This is a genomic window from Nonomuraea sp. NPDC050790 (genome assembly GCF_044456745.1).
In the GTDB taxonomy this organism is placed as follows: Bacteria; Actinomycetota; Actinomycetes; order Streptosporangiales; family Streptosporangiaceae; genus Nonomuraea.
The window spans coordinates 173,225-189,535 of record NZ_JBITGF010000011.1 but is presented as its reverse complement, the minus strand read 5'-3'; the positions used below and the strand labels follow the sequence as shown (position 1 = coordinate 189,535).

The window sequence follows — 16,311 nt, the reverse complement described above, 5'->3', positions numbered from 1 at the left end:
CACGGCTCGGCAATGAATGGCAACATGCCCGTAGAAGCTCCACTCAGTTTCGGCCAGTTGTTCAGCTGGCGGGATATCGAGCGGCACCCGCACGACTGGATCCACGAGGCGAACCTGCCGGCGATGTGGGACCTGCGCGGGCTGACCCTCGACCGGGTTACGGCCGCGCTGCGCGCCCTGGTCGAGCGGCACGAGGCGCTCAGGACCACCTACCACGTGCGGGACGGCGTGCCGTACCAGAGGGTGCACGAGACGGTGGCGCTGCCGATCGAGCTCGTCGAGCGCGACGGCGGCGACCAGCAGGAGGCGGAGCGCACCGCGGCCGAGCTGATCGGGCGGCCCTTCCCCATGGCGGGCGACCTCAACTGGCGCGGCCTGCTGGTCAGCGTGAAGGGCGAGCCGAAGTTCCTCGCGCTGTCGATCTCCCACCTGATCATGGACGCCTGGTCGGTGCAGCACCTGCGGACGCAGTTCCGCGCGCTGGTCGACGACCCCGGCGCCACCGCCGAGCCGGGCCCCGTCCCGCGCACGCTGGCGCTGAGCCAGCGCGAGCAGGAGTGGGCGGCCCGCCGCGCGGGCGCCGAGCGGCACTGGCGCGGCGTGCTGGCCGACGGGCTCATGGACGAGCTGCCGACGCTGCCCTCGCGCGCCTACCGCAACCGCCTGGAGGCGACTCTCCACTCGCGCCGCGTCGGCGGGCTGGCCCACGTGGCCGCCAAGCGGCTCGGCGTCACCGCGCCCGCCGTCGTCATGGCGCTGGTCGCGGCCGGCGTCGCCCGGCACACCGGCGCGGAGCGGGTCACGATGAGCCTGATGGCCTCCAACCGGTTCTCCGCCGCCGACCGGCGCGCCGTCGGCACGCTCAACCAGCTCGTCCCCGTCGTCCTGCCGGTCGACCAGGGCGCCACCCTCGCCGAGCACGTACGCCGCCTGCACTGGGCCGGCACCAAGGCATACCGGCACGGCAGCTACGACATCGACCGCATGGCCGAGGTGGCCGCCGAGTACGGCAGGCCAGAGCACGGCTGCTGGTTCAACCACCTGCTGCGCTGCTGGTTCAACTACCTGCAGATCGACGACAGGATCGCCGACCCGGCCGACGACAGCCCCGCCGAGCTGGTGTGGACGCCGCTGGCCCAGCAGTACGGCCAGCCGTTCCGCGTGCGTGTGCAGGTGCAGCGCGGCAGAACCTCGCTGCTGATGCTCTCCGACCCCGACGTGATCCCCGCCGACGGCATGCTCGACATCCTGCGCGGCGTCGGCCTCGGGGTGCAGCTCGCCGCCACCGAGCCGGAGGCCGGGCTCAAGGAGCTGTGGAGCGGCAAGGAGCTCGACCCGTCCCTGTTCCCGCGCGAGGCCGCCGGGCCGGCGCGCTAGCCACTTCCGGGAGATATGCCGTGGCACGGACCCTCTACCAGTGGTTCGCCGACAGCGTCGCCCGTCACGGTGACGCCGTGGCGCTGGAGGTGGCCGGAGACCGGCTCACCTATTCCGAGCTCGACGAGCTGGCCGGGCGGATCGCCGCCGGCATCCGCGGCGACGCGCCCCGGGTGGGGCTGCGGGCCGACAGGACGGTGCTCGCCTACGCCGGTTACCTGGCGATCCAGCGGCTCGGGCGCACGGTCGTGCCGCTGAACCCGGCCGCGCCGCAGGCCCGCAACGAGACCATCACCAGGGCGGCCGGGCTCGTGCCCGCCCCGCCAGCGCCCGCCGATCGGCCCGCGCCCGCGGGCGCCCAGGATCCCGACAGCCTGGCCTACATCCTGTTCACCTCGGGCTCCACCGGCGTGCCCAAGGGCGTGCCGCTACGCCACCGCAGCGTGGACGCCTACCTGTCGTACGTGATCCCGCGCTACGAGCTGGGTCCGGGCTGCCGGGTGTCGCAGACGTTCGACCTGACCTTCGACCTGTCGGTGTTCGACATGTTCGCGACGTGGGGCAGCGGGGCGACGCTGGTCGTGCCGCTCAAGTACGACCTGCTCAAGCCGGTGACGTTCGTGACCAGGCACGAGCTGACGCACTGGTTCTCCGTGCCGTCGGTGGTGTCGGTCGCGGCGCGGCTGCGCAGGCTCGGCACCGGCACGATGCCGTCGCTGCGCTGGAGCCTGTTCTGCGGGGAGCCGCTCACGTTGCAGCAGGCCCGCGCCTGGCACGCCGCCGCGCCCGCCAGCGTCCTGGAGAACCTGTACGGGCCCACCGAGCTGACCATCAGCTGCACCCAGTACCGCCTGCCCGCCGAGCGCGCCGACTGGCCGGAGCCGGCCAACGGGACGGTGCCGATCGGCGTGCCGTACCCGCACGTCGAGCACACCGTCATGGACGGCGAGCTGTGCCTGAAGGGCGTGCAGCGCTTCCCCGGCTACCTCGACCCGGCCGACGACGAGGGACGTTTCACGGGTGAGTGGTACCGCACGGGCGACCGCGTGGCCTGGGAGGACGGGCTGCTGGTGCACCACGGGCGGCTGGACCAGCAGGTCAAGATCGCGGGGCACCGCGTGGAGCTGGGCGAGATCGAGGCGGCGCTGCGCCGGCAGCCGGGCGTGAGCGAGGCCGTCGTGCTGGCCCTGCCCGGCGCCGACGGCGAGCTGGTCCTGGAGGCCGCCTGCACCGGCTCGGGCGCCGACACCGCCACCCTGCTCAGGGGGGTCGCGCAGGTCCTGCCGCGCTACATGGTGCCGCGCGCGGTGACCCTCCTCGACGAGCTGCCGCTCAACGGCAACGGGAAGATCGACCGCCGCGCCCTAGCCGATATGTACGACCAGCGCCTCCCATAGCGAGCCGACCGTGGCGAACGTCTCCTCGTCCAGGATGTCGTCGGGCAGCGCGACCGCGTAGCCGTTCTCGATGTCGACGAGCAACTGCACCACGCCCATCGAGTCGAGGCCGAGCCCGGCCAGCTCGTCGCGCGCCTCGAAGGCGCCGGAATCGGCGTACGGCAGGTGCGGACGCAGTATGCGCTGAAAGTCATCAGGTATTTCCAACATATGCCACCTCGCGATAAATCTGCCTACCACTAAGCGTCCCCTATTCTTCCGGCGAACCGCTAGTGGCAGCTTCTCGCTATCCCCTAGCGGCCACCGCGCGCCCATTGTGGGAACCCCAGAGAAACCCAATTCTGAAAGCGTGAAGACTGCGAAGCTGTGCTGGGGCCAGCGCTACATGTGGCTGCGATTCCACCAGCTACCCCCTGCTCACCGCCACGAGACGCACGTCGTGCTCAGGCTGGGCGTGCACGAGGGCATCACGCTGGCCAACTGCCGGGCCACGCTCACGTACCTGGCCCGCCGGCACGAGGCGCTGCGCACGACCTTCCACCTCGACGGCGACGGCGACCCCTACCAGAAGGTCGACCCCCCTGGACCGGTGCGGGCGGTCGAGGTGACCACCGAGCGGGACGGCACCCCGTCGCCCGCCGAGGTGGTCGAGGACCTGTCGAGCCGCCCGTTCGACCTGGAGACCGAGTGGCCGATCCGCGCCTGCGTGATCACCAGCGGCGGCGTGCCCAAGCAGATGGTCGTGGTGCTCAACCACCTGGCCGTCGACGTCTGGACGATCGGCGAGCTCAAGCGCGAGCTGCGGATGCAGCGCGCCGGCTTCGCCTCCCGCCGCCCGGCCGCGATCCAGCCCGTCCGGCACCAGCCGGCCGACCTGGCGCGCTACGAGTCCTCCGCCGAGGCGGCCGTGACCGCCGCCCGCGCCGTCGCGCACTGGGAGAACGAGATCGCCCAGCTCCCGTACGACCTGTTCGCCACCAGGCGCGCCCGGCCGGACGGCCCGCCGGCCCGCCACGCGACGCTCATCTCCCACGCGCTCCTTGCCGCGAGCCGCGAGCTGGCCGCCGCGCACCAGGCGTGGCCGTCGCTCATCCACCTGACCGCCTACACCGCGACGATGGCCGCCTACACCGGCAGCGAGACCGTCGGGCACCTGTCGTTCGTCGGCAACCGCGACTCCCACCCCTACGGCGACGTGCTCACCTGCATGTTCTCGCCGACGCTCGTGCGGGTGGACTGCTCGGGCGACCCCACGTTCGGCGAGCTGCTGACGCGCGTGGCCGCCGCGTTCGCGCGCGCCCGCGAGCACGCCTACCTGCCCTACGACGAGGTGGTCGAGCTGCTGTCCCGCGAGGGCTCCCGCCGCGCCCATCCGGTACGGCTGGCCTCGGAGTTCAACTTCATCAAGCAGGCCTCCCGCGAGTACAAGGGGGCCAGGACCGCGTACACCACGAACCCGGTGCCCGAGGCGTGGGCGCGCACCGGCACCGACACCTACGTCCGGGTGGACGAGTGGAAGGACGCGGTGGCGATCTCGCTGCACGCGGCCGCCTCGGTCATGGACGGGGAGGCGGTGGAGCGGTTCCTGCGCGGCTTCGAGTCCGTGCTGCTGGCCGCCCGCGACGACGCCTTCCGCCTCTCCGACGCCACCGCCCTGGCCGCCTTCCCACCCGCCGGAGCCCCAACCCCGTCGAACGCCTCTGGCCACGCGGGCGCTTCCGGCCACGCAAGCGCTTCCGGGCGCGGGGGCGCTTCCGGGCATGCGGCCGCGCGGCCGTACACCGAAATCTCGGACGCCGACCCGGCGGCCGAGCAGGATCTCGCGGAGATCGTCCGGCAGGTGAACGGCCTGCGCAAGACGGATCTCACGCGCAGCTACACGCTCGCCGGCGGCCGCGCCCTGCGGATCCCGCGTGTGCTGGCAGAACTCGGCACCCAGGGCTGGACCGGACTCGACGTCTGCCAGCTCGCCGGTCCCACGCCGCTCCGGGCGCTGGCCCGACGGCTCGTCCCCCTTTCCACGCAAGATCGGAACAGACTCGGAGTGGTCACATCATGAGCGTTTCCAAGAACCACGAGCTGGTGGCGTCCGAGCAGGAGCTCCGCGACGTCGTCAACCGCGAGCTGGCCGGTGCAGGCGCAGGCTCCGACCTGGTCATCATGGGTGGCCACTTCATGCTCTTCGAGAACGAGGAGGGCAAGCTGGTCTCGGGCATCATCGAGGAGCAGGACTCCGAGGTGATGAAGCGCCGCATCGCCGGCCGCGTCGGCATCTTCCCCGGCTACACCTGGCGGATGTCGGTGGACCTGCTGCAAAACCACCCCGAGGCCCGCCTGCTCCTGCTGATCAACGACTGGCAGTACGTGCCGCAGAACGGCCGGCCCGCGAGCGAGCTGCGCGCGGAGTACTACGAGGGCTTCAACCAGCTTCCCTCCTCCTACGAGAAGGAGCTGCGCACGGTCGGCCTGTCCCCCGACAGCATGCTGCCCAGCAGGAAGCACCCACTGGCCTTCCCCGAGACCTGGCTCAAGTACCGCTTCCAGAAGACCGCCGCCAAGCTCGTCAAGCAGGGCCGCCTGGAGAAGCGCTACCTGGAGTCGGGCGAGAGCAAGCCCGAGGTCTCCTTCCTCGACGACAACGGCAACTACCGCACGCTGATGAGCTGCGGCATCACCGGCTGCGCCGGCGAGATGACGGAGATGGTGGCCGAGGTCTACAACGCCGGCTACCGCACCCTGCTCGTCTTCGCCCCCGGCGAGTGCCTGAACCCGGTCGAGACCGGCGTCGACATCGCCCTCAGCCTGTACGGCCTGCCCGGCATGACCGTCATCATCACCGACCCGGGCGGCAGCGGGGAGATGTCGGCCGACGAGATCTTCGCGGGACTCGTCACGGTGTGCACCATCAGGAGCTGATTCCGTGAACATCATCTACCTGGACAACTGCGCCACCACACGCGTGGACGAGGAAGTCCTCGACGCGATGCTCCCCTACCTGCGCGAGGACTTCGGCAACCCGTCCTCGCCGCACGTCCTCGGCAAGCGCGCCCGCCGCGCCGTCGACCTGGCCGCGGCGTCGGTCGGCGAGCTGCTCGGCGCCGACCCGAGCACGATCGTGTTCACCTCGGGCGCGACGGAGAGCAACAACATCGCCCTGCTCGGCCTGTTCGAGCACGAGGACAGGGCGCCGGTCAACGCGGTCTTCTGCCCGACCGACCACAAGTCCGCGCTGTCGATCGGCCGCGCGCTGGCCGCCCGCGGCGTGGAGACCAGGACGATGGCGGTGCGCAACGACGGCCAGGCCGACCTGGCGGACCTGCGCGCCAAGCTCGACACCCACACCCGCGTGGCCACCGCGGCCTGGGTCAACAGCGAGATCGGCACCATCCAGCCGATCGCCCAGATGGCCGCGCTCTGCCACGAGGCCGGCGCGCTGCTGCACGTGGACGGCGCGCAGGCCGCCGGCCGCATCCCGGTCGACGTCACCGCGGAAGGCATCGACACCCTGTCACTGTCCGCGCACAAGCTGCACGGCCCGAAGGGCGTGGGCGCGCTGTACGCGCGCCGCGAGGTGCGCCGCAGGCTGCGCCCCGTCATGTACGGCGGCGGCCAGCACGAACTCCGCAGCGGCACCATCCCCACCCACCTCGTCGTCGGCCTGGGCGCGGCCTGCCGCCTGGCCCAGCGGCGCCTGAACGACAACTGGTCCGCCATCACCCGCCTGCGAGAGGTGGCACTGGGGGTGCTGTCGGCCAGAGTGCCCGGCTTCCGCTTCAACGGCGACCCGAACATCTCGGTCCCCCACGTCCTCAACGTGGTCCTGCCGGGGGTGCGCGGCGAGAGCCTGGTGGCCGGGTTGCACCGGGTGGCGTTGTCGACCGGCTCGGCCTGCAACTCCGACTCCCAGGAACCGTCCTACGTGCTGACCGCGATCGGGGTGTCGGCCGACGACGCCAACAGCTCGGTACGCATCTGCCTGAGCCCCCAGTTGTCGGAGGAGGACCTGGTAACGGGCTTGGAACTCGTCTGCGACCGCGCCCGCGGCCTCGCCGAGGTCGTCGCCGGCGCCTCCACCCACTACCGCTGACCCCGCGACCAACCCCCGCGGGGACACCACCCCGGAGGCCCACAACACGGCAGGAAAGGACGGCAACTCCACCGGAAGCGCGGCACCCCCGAGGGGAGACGCTGCCCGGCGGGATGTGCGGGCTCATCCCAGGATTTCGGGTATCCGGAGTCCGTCGGGTTACCCGGAGGTTCGGGTCGTTGTCCCCGTGGTTTCCCGGAGGTCGGGAGGCGGGCCCGAGAGGTGTGGGGCGGGTTCGGAAGGCGGGGTGTGAAAGGGCCCGACGCCGTAGGTGGGCGTCGGGCCGGGGAGGAGCGGGTTAGTGGCCGTTGGCGAGGAATTTGCGGGCGGCCTGGACGCCAGCCTGGAAGCGGCTCGTGGCGTCCAGGTCACGCATCAAGGTGGCGATGTGGCGCCGGCAGCTACGGACCGACATGCCGAGCTTGCGGGCCACCACCTCGTCCGTGTACCCCTTGGCCATCAGGGCCGCGATGGACTGCTGAAGGTCGTCGGCGACGTCGGCGTACCCCGCCTCGATGCCCTCCAGCGGCGTCGCCGTCTCCCACAGGTGGTTGAACAGGTCGAGGAAGAACTGCGCCACCCCCTGGTTGTGGACACGCGCCACGTTCGCCTCGCCGTCCGACACCCCGAAGAGCACCACCAGCGAGCGGTCGAACACGATGGCCGAGCGGGGAATGTGGCTGACGGTGTAGACCGTGGCCCCCGCCTCGGTCAGGCGCTTCATCTTCATCCGGGTGGCGAGGTCGGCCCGGTTGCGGTGCTGGCAGATGATGCGGACGGAGATGCCGCGCCCGAGCAGCGTCAGGTAGGTCTGGGCGAGCTCGTCCCCGTCGATCCCGCTGGACTGCAGCACCAGGACCTCGTCGCGGCAGGCGTCACCGGCCATCTTCAGGAAGCCGCGCACCTCCATGCTGCCCACCAGGTAGTCGATGGAGCCGCCGGGCGTGGGGCCGTCGCCGGCGTAGTCCTGGCGGAAGACGTCGATCCGCTCCCTGATCTGGTCGATCAGCTCCCGCCGCTGGTAGATCTCCCGCTCCACGAAGGACACGAGAGAGGCGGCGGCCACCTCGGGGTCGACGGGCAGGAACCGCTGGCCGCGCCCGTCGCCGGGCCGCAGCAGGCGGCTGCCGACGAGCTGGTCCACCGCCTCCCGCATCTCATGGATGCCGATGCCCAGGTCGGCCGCGGCCACCTCGACGGCCTCGATCGCACCCTTACGCGCCGCGTACCGGTAAACGGCCGCCACGTGGTCCCCCTCGACCGGCGCCCGTCCCGTGAAGAACGCACTCGTCGTCATGATCTACCTCCCCTGTTCTGCGAACTGCTCGGCCACCGAGATCACGTACTGGCCGTACGCGGACTTCTCCAGTGCGACGCCGAGCCGGTGGCAGGCCTCGGCGTCGATGTATCCCATGCGCAGGGCGATCTCCTCCAGACAGGCGATCCGGACCCCCTGGCGCTGTTCCAGAAGCTGCACGTACTGCCCGGCCTGCAGCAGGCTCTCGGGCGTCCCGGCGTCGAGCCAGGCGAAGCCGCGGCCGAGATCGACCAGCCTGGCCTTGCCGCGCCGCAGGTAGTCGCGGTTGACGTCGGTGATCTCCAGCTCGCCGCGCGCGGAGGGCGCGAGGTTCTTGGCGATGTCGACGACGTCGTTGTCGTAGAGGTACAGGCCCACGACCGCGCGATTGGACTTGGGTACGGCCGGCTTCTCCTCAAGCGAGAGCAGGCGGCCGTCGGGGGCGGTCTCGGCGATGCCGTACCGCTGGGGGTCGCTGACCGGGTAGCCGAACAGGACGCAGCCGTCCACGTCCCGGCACTCCTGGCGCAGCACGCCCTGGAAGTCGTAGCCGTGGAAGACGTTGTCGCCCAGGATCAGGGCCACGCTGTCGTCGCCGATGTGCCCGGCGCCGAGCACGAACGCCTCGGCGATGCCGTTGGGCTCGGGCTGTTCGGTGTAGTCGAGGCGCAGGCCGAGCTGGGAGCCGTCGCCCAGCAGCTTGCGGATCTGCGGCAGGTCCTCCGGGGTGGAGATGACCAGGATCTCCCGGATGCCGGCCAGCATGAGCACCGACAGCGGGAAGTAGACGAGCGGCTTGTCGTTGACCGGGAGGAGTTGTTTGGAGACGGCCAGCGTCGTCGGCAGCAGCCTCGTGCCGCGCCCGCCGGCGAGGAGAATCCCCTTCATCGTGGTCCGCCTTTCGCTCGGTACCACTGGACGGTCGCGGCCAGCCCTTCGGCGAAGGGCACCTCGGGCCGGTAGCCCAGACCGCGGATCTTGGTGTCGTCGAGCGAGTAGCGCCGGTCGTGACCGGGCCGGTCGGCGACGTGGTCGATCTGGTCGGGGCCCGCGCCGCAGGCCCTCAGGAGCAGGTGGGTGAGCTCGCGGTTGGTCAGTTCGGTGCCGCCGCCGATGTTGTAGACCTCGCCGGGCGCGCCCCGGTCGGCGACGAGGAGGATGCCCCGGCAGTGGTCGTCGACGTGGACCCAGTCGCGGACGTTGCGGCCGTCGCCGTACAGGGGGACCTTCTTGCCGGCCAGGAGGTTGGTGACGAACAGCGGGATGATCTTCTCGGGGTACTGGCGCGGGCCGTAGTTGTTGCCGCAGCGGGTGATGCGCACGTCGAGGCCGTGGGTGCGGTGGTAGGCGAGAGCCAGGAGGTCGGCGGCGGCCTTGGCGGCGGCGTAGGGCGAGTTGGGCTTCAGGGGGCAGGTCTCGTCCCAGGAGCCGGTCTCGATGGAGCCGTACACCTCATCCGTAGATATCTGGATAAATCGCCCTACTCCGGCGTCCAGCGCGGCCCGCAGCAACGCCTCGGTGCCCACGACGTTCGTCCGCACGAACTCCGCGGCGCCCGCGATCGAGCGGTCCACGTGGGTCTCGGCGGCGAAGTTCACCACGAGGTCGTGGCCGGGCACCAGCTCGGCCAGCAGCCCGGTGTCGCACACGTCGCCCTTGACGAAGCGCACCCTCGGGTCGGCCGGCACGTTGGCCGGGTCACCGGCGTAGGTCAGCTTGTCCAGCACGGTGACCCGCCCGGCGTCGCGGCCGAGCAGGTGCCTGACGTACGCGGATCCGATGAACCCGGCCGCGCCGGTGACGAGGGTGCGCATGGCGATCAGGTCCCCGCTCTCGTACGCCGGCTGAACAGGATGAGGGCGGCGCCCAGCAGCAGGGCGGCCATCGCCGACAGCACCCCCAGCTCCGGCAGCACCGCGAGCAGGCCGGTGCCCGGCCGCGACAGCGCGAGCAGCGCGTCCATGCCCCACGCGTGCGGGAAGAGGTGGCCGATGGTGTTGAGCGTCTCGCCCGCCGCCTCGCGCGGCCACAGGCAGCCGCCCAGCATGCCGAGCACGACGCCGAGCGACGGCCCGATGGCCGGGGCCTGGTCGGGGTTGTTGAGCAGCGTGCCGACGAGGATCGCCGCCGCCGTCGCCACCAGCGCGAACACGCCCACGACCGCGGCCACGCCCAGCGGGTCGCCCCACCGCACGCCGAAGGCCAGCGAGCTGACCACCACGATCAGCACCGCCTGCGCGATCGCGACCGCGAACCGGCTCAGTGCCTCGCCCATGAGTACGGCTCCGCGCCGCACCGGAGCGGTCAGCGCCCGCTGCAGCATGCCGAGACGTCGGCTCTCGACCATGGCGGCGGCCACGGCCATGGAGTTGATGAAGGTGAACAGGAGCAGGTTGGCGGGAGCGGTGTAGGCGAAGCCGCGGGGTTCGCCGTCGGGTGACTCGGTGTCGACCACGGTGACGCGGCCGGTCTGCGACCGCGCCTGCCGTACCTGGAGGGCGGCCTGCTGGGGGGTGGCGCCCGCGCGCTCGGCGGCGGCCGTCGCGGCGAGCACGCCCGAGGCGCGGCCGACGGCGACCTCGATCGCGGCTCGCGCGGCCACGCCGCTGCCGTTGTTCTCGGTCGCGACGAGGTCCAGGCGGGACGTGCCGGGGGTGATCACGAGTCCGGCGGCCAGCGAGCCCTCGCGCACGCCCGACTCCAGCCCCGGCTTGTCGGCCACGGGCGTGACCTCCAGGTCGGGGTGCCGGCGCAACTCGGCCAGCACCGCCGCGGTGACGGCGTCGGCGGAGGTGGCGGTGGCGGTGGCGGTGGAATTGGCGGTGGCGGTGGAAGCGGCTGGGGAAGTGGCGGCGGCTCCGGGCGCGACCACGCCGACGGACAGCCGCTCGCCCGTGGTGCCGCCGCCCAGCGCCATGCCGACGAAGATGATCGAGACGAACGGCATGACGGCCATGAAGAACAGGCCGGTCCTGTCACGGGTGTGGCGGCGCAGGTTGGCCAGCACGAGCGCCAGCACGGGGCGGGGCCTCATCCGAGCAGTCCCTTCTTGAGTCCCACGGCGGCCAGCCCGCCCGCGGTCAGCGCGATCGCGCACAGCACGCCGATCGGCAGCGCCACGCTGGCCAGGCCGTCGCCGGAGCCGGCCAGGCCGACCAGCGCGTGCGAGGTCCAGCCGTTGGGCGTGAACAGGGCCACGACCTGGAGGGCGTCGGGCAGGTTGGGGATCGGCACCAGGCTGCCGCCGAAGAACGCGGCTACGAACGAGACCGCCATGATCACGCCGTCGGCCTGCGCGTCCGTCTTGACCCGGCTGGCGACCAGCATGGTGATCGCGGCGGCGGCCAGCACGTGCGCGCACAGCACCGCGAAGACGGCCACGGGGTCGCCCCACGTGGTGCCGAAGATCAGGGTCGAGGAGAGCCAGGTCACGCAGACGCCGAAGAGCGCGAGCGCGAAGCCGACGACGGCCTTGCCCGCCACCGGCACCCAAGGAGCCAGCGGCCCGGCGCGCATCCGGTTGAGCGTGCCCAGCTTGCGCTCGGTGAGCAGGCTGCGGAAGGAGGCGCCCACGACGAAGAAGGCGAACAGCGCCGCCATGCCGGAGCCGTAGTAGACCGAGAGGTCCACCTTGCCCCCGGCCAGCGGGTCGCTCACGACGCTCAGCGGCTCGGCGGGGGCCGCGGCGAACCGCTCCGTCAGCGCCCTGGACTCCACCATCACCGCGATCCGCTCCACCAGCGACCTGGCCACGACGCCGGCCAGCGGCGACTCGGGCGAGGTGAGCACGGAGACCTGTCCGGAGCCGCCGGCGCCGACCGTGCGGCTGAAGTCGCGGCCGAAGACGATCGCGGCGCCGAGTGCGCCGCCGTCCACCGCCTGCCGCGCCGCCTGCTCGCTCGGCAGGTCGCGCAGCGTGAGCACGCCCTTGAACTGCTCCGCCGCGCCGATCTCGCGCCGCACCTCGGCCGGCAGCGGGCCGCGGTCGAGGTCAACGACGCCGACGGTCGCGCGCAGCGGCGGGTCGTCGCCGCCGAGCGCCAGCCCGAACAACGTGGCCAGCGCCACCGGCACGAGGACGGCGATGATCAGCGCGGTGCCGTCCCGCAACCGCGTACGCAGCTCCAGGGCGCTCACTGTCAGCAGGGGTCGCATCGTCGTCAGTCCCTGAGCGTGCTGCCGGTCAGGTGGAGGAAGGTCGCCTCCAGGTCGGGTTCGATGACCTCGGTGGCGGTGACGGTGGCGTACCCCTCCACGGTGGTGATGAGCGCGGGGAGCAGGTAGCGGCCGCCCTCGGCGAGCAGGCGCACCGAGTTGTCGCCGGTCCTGACCGCCTCCCGCACCCCCTCGACGGTACGCAGCTTCGCGAAGGCGGCGTCCACGTCGCCGTCGAGCACCAGCTCGATCTTGTCGGCGCTGCCGACCATGGCCACCAGTTCCTGTCGGGTGCCGTCGGCGACGATCTGGCCGTGGTCGATGATGGCCACGCGGTCGCAGACGCGCTCGACCTCCTCCATGTAGTGGGAGGTGTAGAGCAGCGCCATGCCCTCGGCGACCAGGCTCTCGACGCCGTCCAGGATGGCCTTGCGGCTCTGCGGGTCCACGCCGACGGTGGGCTCGTCGAGGATGAGGATCTCGGGGCGGTGCAAGAGGGCGGCGCCGATGTTGATGCGCCGCTTCATGCCGCCGGAGTAGGTGTCGAGCTTGCCGTCGGCGCGGTCGGTGAGCCCGACCAGCTCCAGCACCTCGTCCACGCGCCCGGCCAGCCGCCTGCGCGGCAGGCCGAACAGGCGGCCGAAGAAGCGCAGGTTCTCCCGCCCGGTCAGCTCGGGGTAGAGGGCGATCTCCTGCGGCACGTAGCCGATCTTGGCCTTGGCGCGCAGCGGGTCGGCGCCGAGGTCAACGCCGCCGACCGTGACGCTCCCCGCGTCGGGGCGCAGCAGTCCGACCAGCATGGAGATGGTCGTGGTCTTGCCCGCGCCGTTCGGGCCGAGCAGCCCGTACGCCTGGCCGGGCGCGATGGAGAAGCCGACCTCGCGTACGGCGACGACGTCACCGTAACGCTTGCTCAGCCCCTGACAGGACAGGGTCGCGGTCACAGGGTCCCCCCTTCGCCCTTGTCTGCGCGGTTGCCGCAGACGGTCTGGCGGTCCAGCTCGCAGCCGAGCTGGTAGTCGAGCGGGCTGTTGCCGGTGATCCGGTTCCACAGGACGTGGTTGTCCAGGGCGTCGTCGCCGCCCCAGTCCTTGGAGGATCCGATGGTGAAGGCGGCGCCCATGACCGACTCCCCGCTCGGGTGGTTGCCGTGGATGCGGTTGTCCACGACGCTCACCCGGTGGGTGCCGATCAGCGCCAGGCCGACGCCGGAGATCGGCGGACCGGCCGCGCCGAGCCCGTCGGGCTGGATGCCGGCGGCCAGGTTGTTGCCGAACAGCTCGTTTCCGGCCACCAGGCAGTCGCGTACGCCGCCCTCCGGCTCGCCTTCGTAGATCTGGTTGAGCAGCATGATGCCGATCGCGTTCCCGTGGCAGGAGTTGCGCGTCACCCGGGTCCGCGAGGAGTTGTCGACGAAGATGCCGAACGCGTTGCGGAAGACCTCGTTGCCGGCGACCTCGCCGCCCGCCTCCGGGCAGAAGCTGAGCGCGATGCCGCCGTACTGGGTGCCGGAGGCGCGGCAGCCCACGACCTCGCACCCGCTCGACTCGCGCAGGTAGACGCCCCACACGGCGTTGTCCACGGCCTCGACCTCGTGCACCGCGACGCCGGCGACCGTGTGGGCGTAGACGCCCGCGCCGGTGAAGCCGCGCACGGTCAGGCCGGAGATCCTCACGCGGGCGACGCCGTTGGCGCTGATGCCGCTCAGCACGCTCGCGTCGGCGTCGTGCAGCTTGGGGATGTCGGGCAGCACGTCGCCGCCCGGAACCAGGACCGTCCTGCCCATCCCGGCGCCGCGCAGCGTGACGTCGTCGTGCCTGATCCAGAGGGTCTCCTCGAAGACGCCGTCCTCGACGAGGATCTCGGCGCCGGGGCCCGCCTCGTCGAGCGCGCGCTGGATGGACTCGCCCGGCTTGACCACGTGCATCACTGGGTTCCCTTCCGACGGACGTAAACGATCGCGAGGGAGACGAACAGGCCGGAGCCGTGGCCCCAGCGGGCGGCGCCGCGCACCCGGCCGGCGTGGGGCGGGAGCCGTACCAGGGCGGCCTTCTCGCTGGCGCCGCCGACGGTGAAGACCGCGCGTCCGGGCAGGTCGAGCCCGGTGGAGGCGATCAGCTCCGCCGCGGCCTCGTCGAGCAGGCGGCCGGCCCAGCCGGACGGCTGCTCGCCGGTCTCCTGGAAGTCGAGCCAGCTGAAACCGGGCGGCCGCCCGCCCACGGCCTTGATGAAGCTCTCCTTGACCGAGAAGGTCGGCCCGCCGCCGCCCATGACGCGGTCGAACGTCTCGCCACCGCGCCGCGCGGCCACGGCGAGCCGGTCGGCGGCGACGATGTCGACCCCCAGGAGGACGGCGGGCAGGCTCATGCCAGGGCCCCCGCGCAGCGGCCGGCGAAGCCTTCCAGCGCCGCGGTGTACTCCTCGCCGCACTCGATCATCGGGATGTGGCCGCTGTCCTCGACGACCACGATCTCCACCGGGTAGTCGGCCAGCACCTCCAGCCACGGGTCCACGGGCGTCATGCGGTCGTGGCGGCCCCAGATGTAGATCGACGGGCAGGCCACCCGGTCGAGCGCGGGCTTGACCTGGTAGGTGCGGGTGGCCTTGAGGCTGCGGGCCATGCTGACCATCGACTCGGGTTGGCGCAGCATCTCGCCGACCTCGTCCTTGCGCTCGTCGGAGAAGGCCCGGGAGCGGTCGTGGAAGAGCGCGGCCAGCATGCGGTCGCCGAACTCCTGGCCGAAGGGCTGCACGCTGCCGCGCCGGTCGAAGCTGAGGCCGACGTCGGGGTCGGGGGTCAGGCCGGGGGCGCCGCTGACCACGATGCCGCGTACCCGGTCGGGGTAGCGGCCGGCCAGGTCGATGGCGACCAGCCCGCCGAGCGAGTTGGCGCAGACGATCACCTCGCCCGCGCCCGCCTCGTCACAGGAGGCCAGGAACGAGTCGCCGAGCCGCTCGATCGAGCCCGCCACCCGGCGGTCGAGCGCGCAGATGGCCTCGTTGGTGCGCAGCACCGGCCAGCCCTGCTCCGCAAGGCGGCGGTAGGGGTGCTCCCAGATCCAGCCGCCGGCGAACAACGCGGACATGAAGACGACGGCCGGCCTGCTCCCGCCGTCCAGCCGGTGCTCGGTCGTGAAGTCGGTCATCGGGGCTCCGTTCACAGTAGGGACGCGTCGTCGGGGATCCATCCGCAGCCGCAGGCCGTACCGGTGCCGACCGGCACGACCGACTCGCAGCTCGGGCAGCGGGCGTACTCCCGCGACTTGGCGGGGACCCAGATGCTCGTGTGGACGCGGGTGCACAGCCCGCTCTTGAAGAAGCGGCGCATGGCCCGCTGGTGCGGCCTGGCGTGCACCGCGCGCACCGATTCCGGCCGGTCGAAGGCGCTCAGGGTGTACTTGCGGTTGCCGACGTCCACGGTCGTGACGCCGAGGAAGCCGCGCGAGGCGCGCAGCGACTTGACGATCTCCACGCTGAGCAGGTCCACGTCGGCCGCCTCCGCGGCGTCGCGGATCTCCAGCCAGGTCAGGGAGAAGGCGCCGGGCCGGTCGGTGCGGTCCACCGAGGCCCGCGCGCTCACACCGAACTCGCGCACGTCATCGGCCTCCGGCACGAACCTGGCCGAGTAGCCGAGCGCCTCGGCCAGCGCCAGCCGGTCGAACGTGCGCCGCACCAGCCCGTCGCCCGTCACCAGGTCGGTGCCGGACACGCGGGCGGCGCCGCCCGTCGCGGGCATGCCCAGGTAGGCGGCGCGGTGGTCGGCGGTGAGCGTCCAGGAGACGGTCACCGCGTCCTCGTCGCCGGTCACCCGCTCGACCTCGAAGCGCAGGCCCTTGAAGCTGTCCATGAGGCCGCCGGCGTGCGCGGCCAGTTCCGCGCCGCCCAGCGGCCCGCCGGAGTCGGGGTCCTCGTAGCCGGTGACGCAGGCGGCCACCGCGGCCGGGTCCTCGCGCCGCCACGCGTCCAGGTGCTCCTCGGCGATCTTCCTGGCGTCCATG

Annotated in this window: 16 protein-coding genes; 5 read left to right on the top strand and 11 right to left on the bottom strand. The window is 72.0% G+C overall.

Translation table 11 applies throughout. The features are described from left to right. Positions 1 to 24 precede the first annotated feature (24 nt). Entirely contained in the window at positions 25 to 1,377 is a 1,353-nt protein-coding gene (locus ACIBEJ_RS43475) for a condensation domain-containing protein (RefSeq protein ID WP_397188824.1), read from the top strand. A gap of 20 nt (positions 1,378 to 1,397) precedes the next feature. After that, entirely contained in the window at positions 1,398 to 2,774 is a 1,377-nt protein-coding gene (locus ACIBEJ_RS43470; protein ID WP_397188823.1) for an AMP-binding protein, read from the top strand. On the opposite strand, the gene ACIBEJ_RS43465 is transcribed toward ACIBEJ_RS43470, so the two are convergent. Further along, positions 2,742 to 2,984, bottom strand: coding sequence for a phosphopantetheine-binding protein (locus ACIBEJ_RS43465; RefSeq protein WP_397188822.1), 243 nt, complete (start codon positions 2,982 to 2,984; stop codon positions 2,742 to 2,744). The two genes, ACIBEJ_RS43470 and ACIBEJ_RS43465, sit on opposite strands and share 33 nt — an antisense overlap. 139 nt (positions 2,985 to 3,123) lie before the next feature. Between ACIBEJ_RS43465 and ACIBEJ_RS43460 the strand changes: the two genes are divergently transcribed. From ACIBEJ_RS43460 to ACIBEJ_RS43450, 3 genes are read left to right on the top strand one after another with little or no spacing between them, the layout of a single operon-like run. Beyond that, complete coding sequence (locus tag ACIBEJ_RS43460; RefSeq protein WP_397188821.1) at positions 3,124 to 4,833, top strand: condensation domain-containing protein; 1,710 nt, start codon at positions 3,124 to 3,126, stop codon at positions 4,831 to 4,833. Beyond that, positions 4,830 to 5,690, top strand: a complete 861-nt coding sequence (locus ACIBEJ_RS43455) for an LPD16 domain-containing protein (RefSeq protein ID WP_397188820.1) — start codon at positions 4,830 to 4,832, stop codon at positions 5,688 to 5,690. Before ACIBEJ_RS43460 ends, ACIBEJ_RS43455 begins: the two co-directional genes overlap by 4 nt. Positions 5,691 to 5,694: 4 nt before the next feature. Beyond that, positions 5,695 to 6,861, top strand: coding sequence for a cysteine desulfurase family protein (locus tag ACIBEJ_RS43450; protein WP_397188819.1), 1,167 nt, complete (start codon positions 5,695 to 5,697; stop codon positions 6,859 to 6,861). Between the two features lie 298 nt (positions 6,862 to 7,159). Here the strand turns inward: ACIBEJ_RS43450 and ACIBEJ_RS43445 are convergent, their stop codons facing one another. Genes ACIBEJ_RS43445 through ACIBEJ_RS43400 form a run of 10 tightly spaced genes read right to left on the bottom strand, consistent with a single transcriptional unit; the run spans position 7,160 to position 16,310 of the window. Then, the gene (locus ACIBEJ_RS43445) at positions 7,160 to 8,158 is read right to left on the bottom strand and encodes a hypothetical protein (RefSeq protein WP_397188818.1); all 999 of its coding nucleotides are present in this window, start codon (positions 8,156 to 8,158) and stop codon (positions 7,160 to 7,162) included. Between the two features lie 3 nt (positions 8,159 to 8,161). Next, positions 8,162 to 9,046 (bottom strand): glucose-1-phosphate thymidylyltransferase RfbA, encoded by an 885-nt coding sequence (gene rfbA, locus ACIBEJ_RS43440; protein WP_397188817.1) that lies wholly within the window; start codon positions 9,044 to 9,046, stop codon positions 8,162 to 8,164. After that, a complete protein-coding gene (gene rfbB / locus ACIBEJ_RS43435; RefSeq protein WP_397188816.1) occupies positions 9,043 to 9,972 on the bottom strand; it encodes a dTDP-glucose 4,6-dehydratase in 930 nt (309 codons plus the stop codon). The genes rfbA and rfbB overlap by 4 nt, the downstream gene beginning before the upstream one ends. 5 nt (positions 9,973 to 9,977) lie before the next feature. After that, positions 9,978 to 11,192, bottom strand: a complete 1,215-nt coding sequence (locus ACIBEJ_RS43430) for an ABC transporter permease (RefSeq protein ID WP_397188815.1) — start codon at positions 11,190 to 11,192, stop codon at positions 9,978 to 9,980. Continuing rightward, on the bottom strand, positions 11,189 to 12,313 hold the full coding sequence (locus ACIBEJ_RS43425) for an ABC transporter permease (protein ID WP_397188814.1): 1,125 nt from the start codon (positions 12,311 to 12,313) through the stop codon (positions 11,189 to 11,191). The genes ACIBEJ_RS43430 and ACIBEJ_RS43425 overlap by 4 nt, the downstream gene beginning before the upstream one ends. A gap of 5 nt (positions 12,314 to 12,318) precedes the next feature. Beyond that, positions 12,319 to 13,257: an ABC transporter ATP-binding protein gene (locus tag ACIBEJ_RS43420; protein ID WP_397188813.1), complete on the bottom strand. Its 939-nt coding sequence runs from the start codon at positions 13,255 to 13,257 to the stop codon at positions 12,319 to 12,321. After that, positions 13,254 to 14,240: a nitrous oxide reductase family maturation protein NosD gene (locus tag ACIBEJ_RS43415; protein ID WP_397188812.1), complete on the bottom strand. Its 987-nt coding sequence runs from the start codon at positions 14,238 to 14,240 to the stop codon at positions 13,254 to 13,256. The genes ACIBEJ_RS43420 and ACIBEJ_RS43415 overlap by 4 nt, the downstream gene beginning before the upstream one ends. Next, complete coding sequence (locus ACIBEJ_RS43410) at positions 14,240 to 14,680, bottom strand: hypothetical protein (RefSeq protein WP_397188811.1); 441 nt, start codon at positions 14,678 to 14,680, stop codon at positions 14,240 to 14,242. Before ACIBEJ_RS43410 ends, ACIBEJ_RS43415 begins: the two co-directional genes overlap by 1 nt. Next, positions 14,677 to 15,459: an alpha/beta fold hydrolase gene (locus ACIBEJ_RS43405; RefSeq protein ID WP_397188810.1), complete on the bottom strand. Its 783-nt coding sequence runs from the start codon at positions 15,457 to 15,459 to the stop codon at positions 14,677 to 14,679. The genes ACIBEJ_RS43410 and ACIBEJ_RS43405 overlap by 4 nt, the downstream gene beginning before the upstream one ends. A gap of 11 nt (positions 15,460 to 15,470) precedes the next feature. Then, positions 15,471 to 16,310, bottom strand: a complete 840-nt coding sequence (locus ACIBEJ_RS43400) for an ester cyclase (RefSeq protein WP_397188809.1) — start codon at positions 16,308 to 16,310, stop codon at positions 15,471 to 15,473. Position 16,311 lies beyond the last annotated feature (1 nt).

Coding starts and splice junctions, on each gene's coding strand:
- ACIBEJ_RS43475 (WP_397188824.1), top strand. CDS start 25: ATGCCCGTAGAAGCTCCACTCAGTTTCGGCCAGTTGTTCAGCTGGCGG.
- ACIBEJ_RS43465 (WP_397188822.1), bottom strand. CDS start 2,984: ATGTTGGAAATACCTGATGACTTTCAGCGCATACTGCGTCCGCACCTG.
- ACIBEJ_RS43455 (WP_397188820.1), top strand. CDS start 4,830: ATGAGCGTTTCCAAGAACCACGAGCTGGTGGCGTCCGAGCAGGAGCTC.
- ACIBEJ_RS43445 (WP_397188818.1), bottom strand. CDS start 8,158: ATGACGACGAGTGCGTTCTTCACGGGACGGGCGCCGGTCGAGGGGGAC.
- rfbA (WP_397188817.1), bottom strand. CDS start 9,046: ATGAAGGGGATTCTCCTCGCCGGCGGGCGCGGCACGAGGCTGCTGCCG.
- rfbB (WP_397188816.1), bottom strand. CDS start 9,972: ATGCGCACCCTCGTCACCGGCGCGGCCGGGTTCATCGGATCCGCGTAC.
- ACIBEJ_RS43430 (WP_397188815.1), bottom strand. CDS start 11,192: ATGAGGCCCCGCCCCGTGCTGGCGCTCGTGCTGGCCAACCTGCGCCGC.
- ACIBEJ_RS43425 (WP_397188814.1), bottom strand. CDS start 12,313: ATGCGACCCCTGCTGACAGTGAGCGCCCTGGAGCTGCGTACGCGGTTG.
- ACIBEJ_RS43415 (WP_397188812.1), bottom strand. CDS start 14,240: ATGCACGTGGTCAAGCCGGGCGAGTCCATCCAGCGCGCGCTCGACGAG.
- ACIBEJ_RS43410 (WP_397188811.1), bottom strand. CDS start 14,680: ATGAGCCTGCCCGCCGTCCTCCTGGGGGTCGACATCGTCGCCGCCGAC.
- ACIBEJ_RS43405 (WP_397188810.1), bottom strand. CDS start 15,459: ATGACCGACTTCACGACCGAGCACCGGCTGGACGGCGGGAGCAGGCCG.
- ACIBEJ_RS43400 (WP_397188809.1), bottom strand. CDS start 16,310: ATGGACGCCAGGAAGATCGCCGAGGAGCACCTGGACGCGTGGCGGCGC.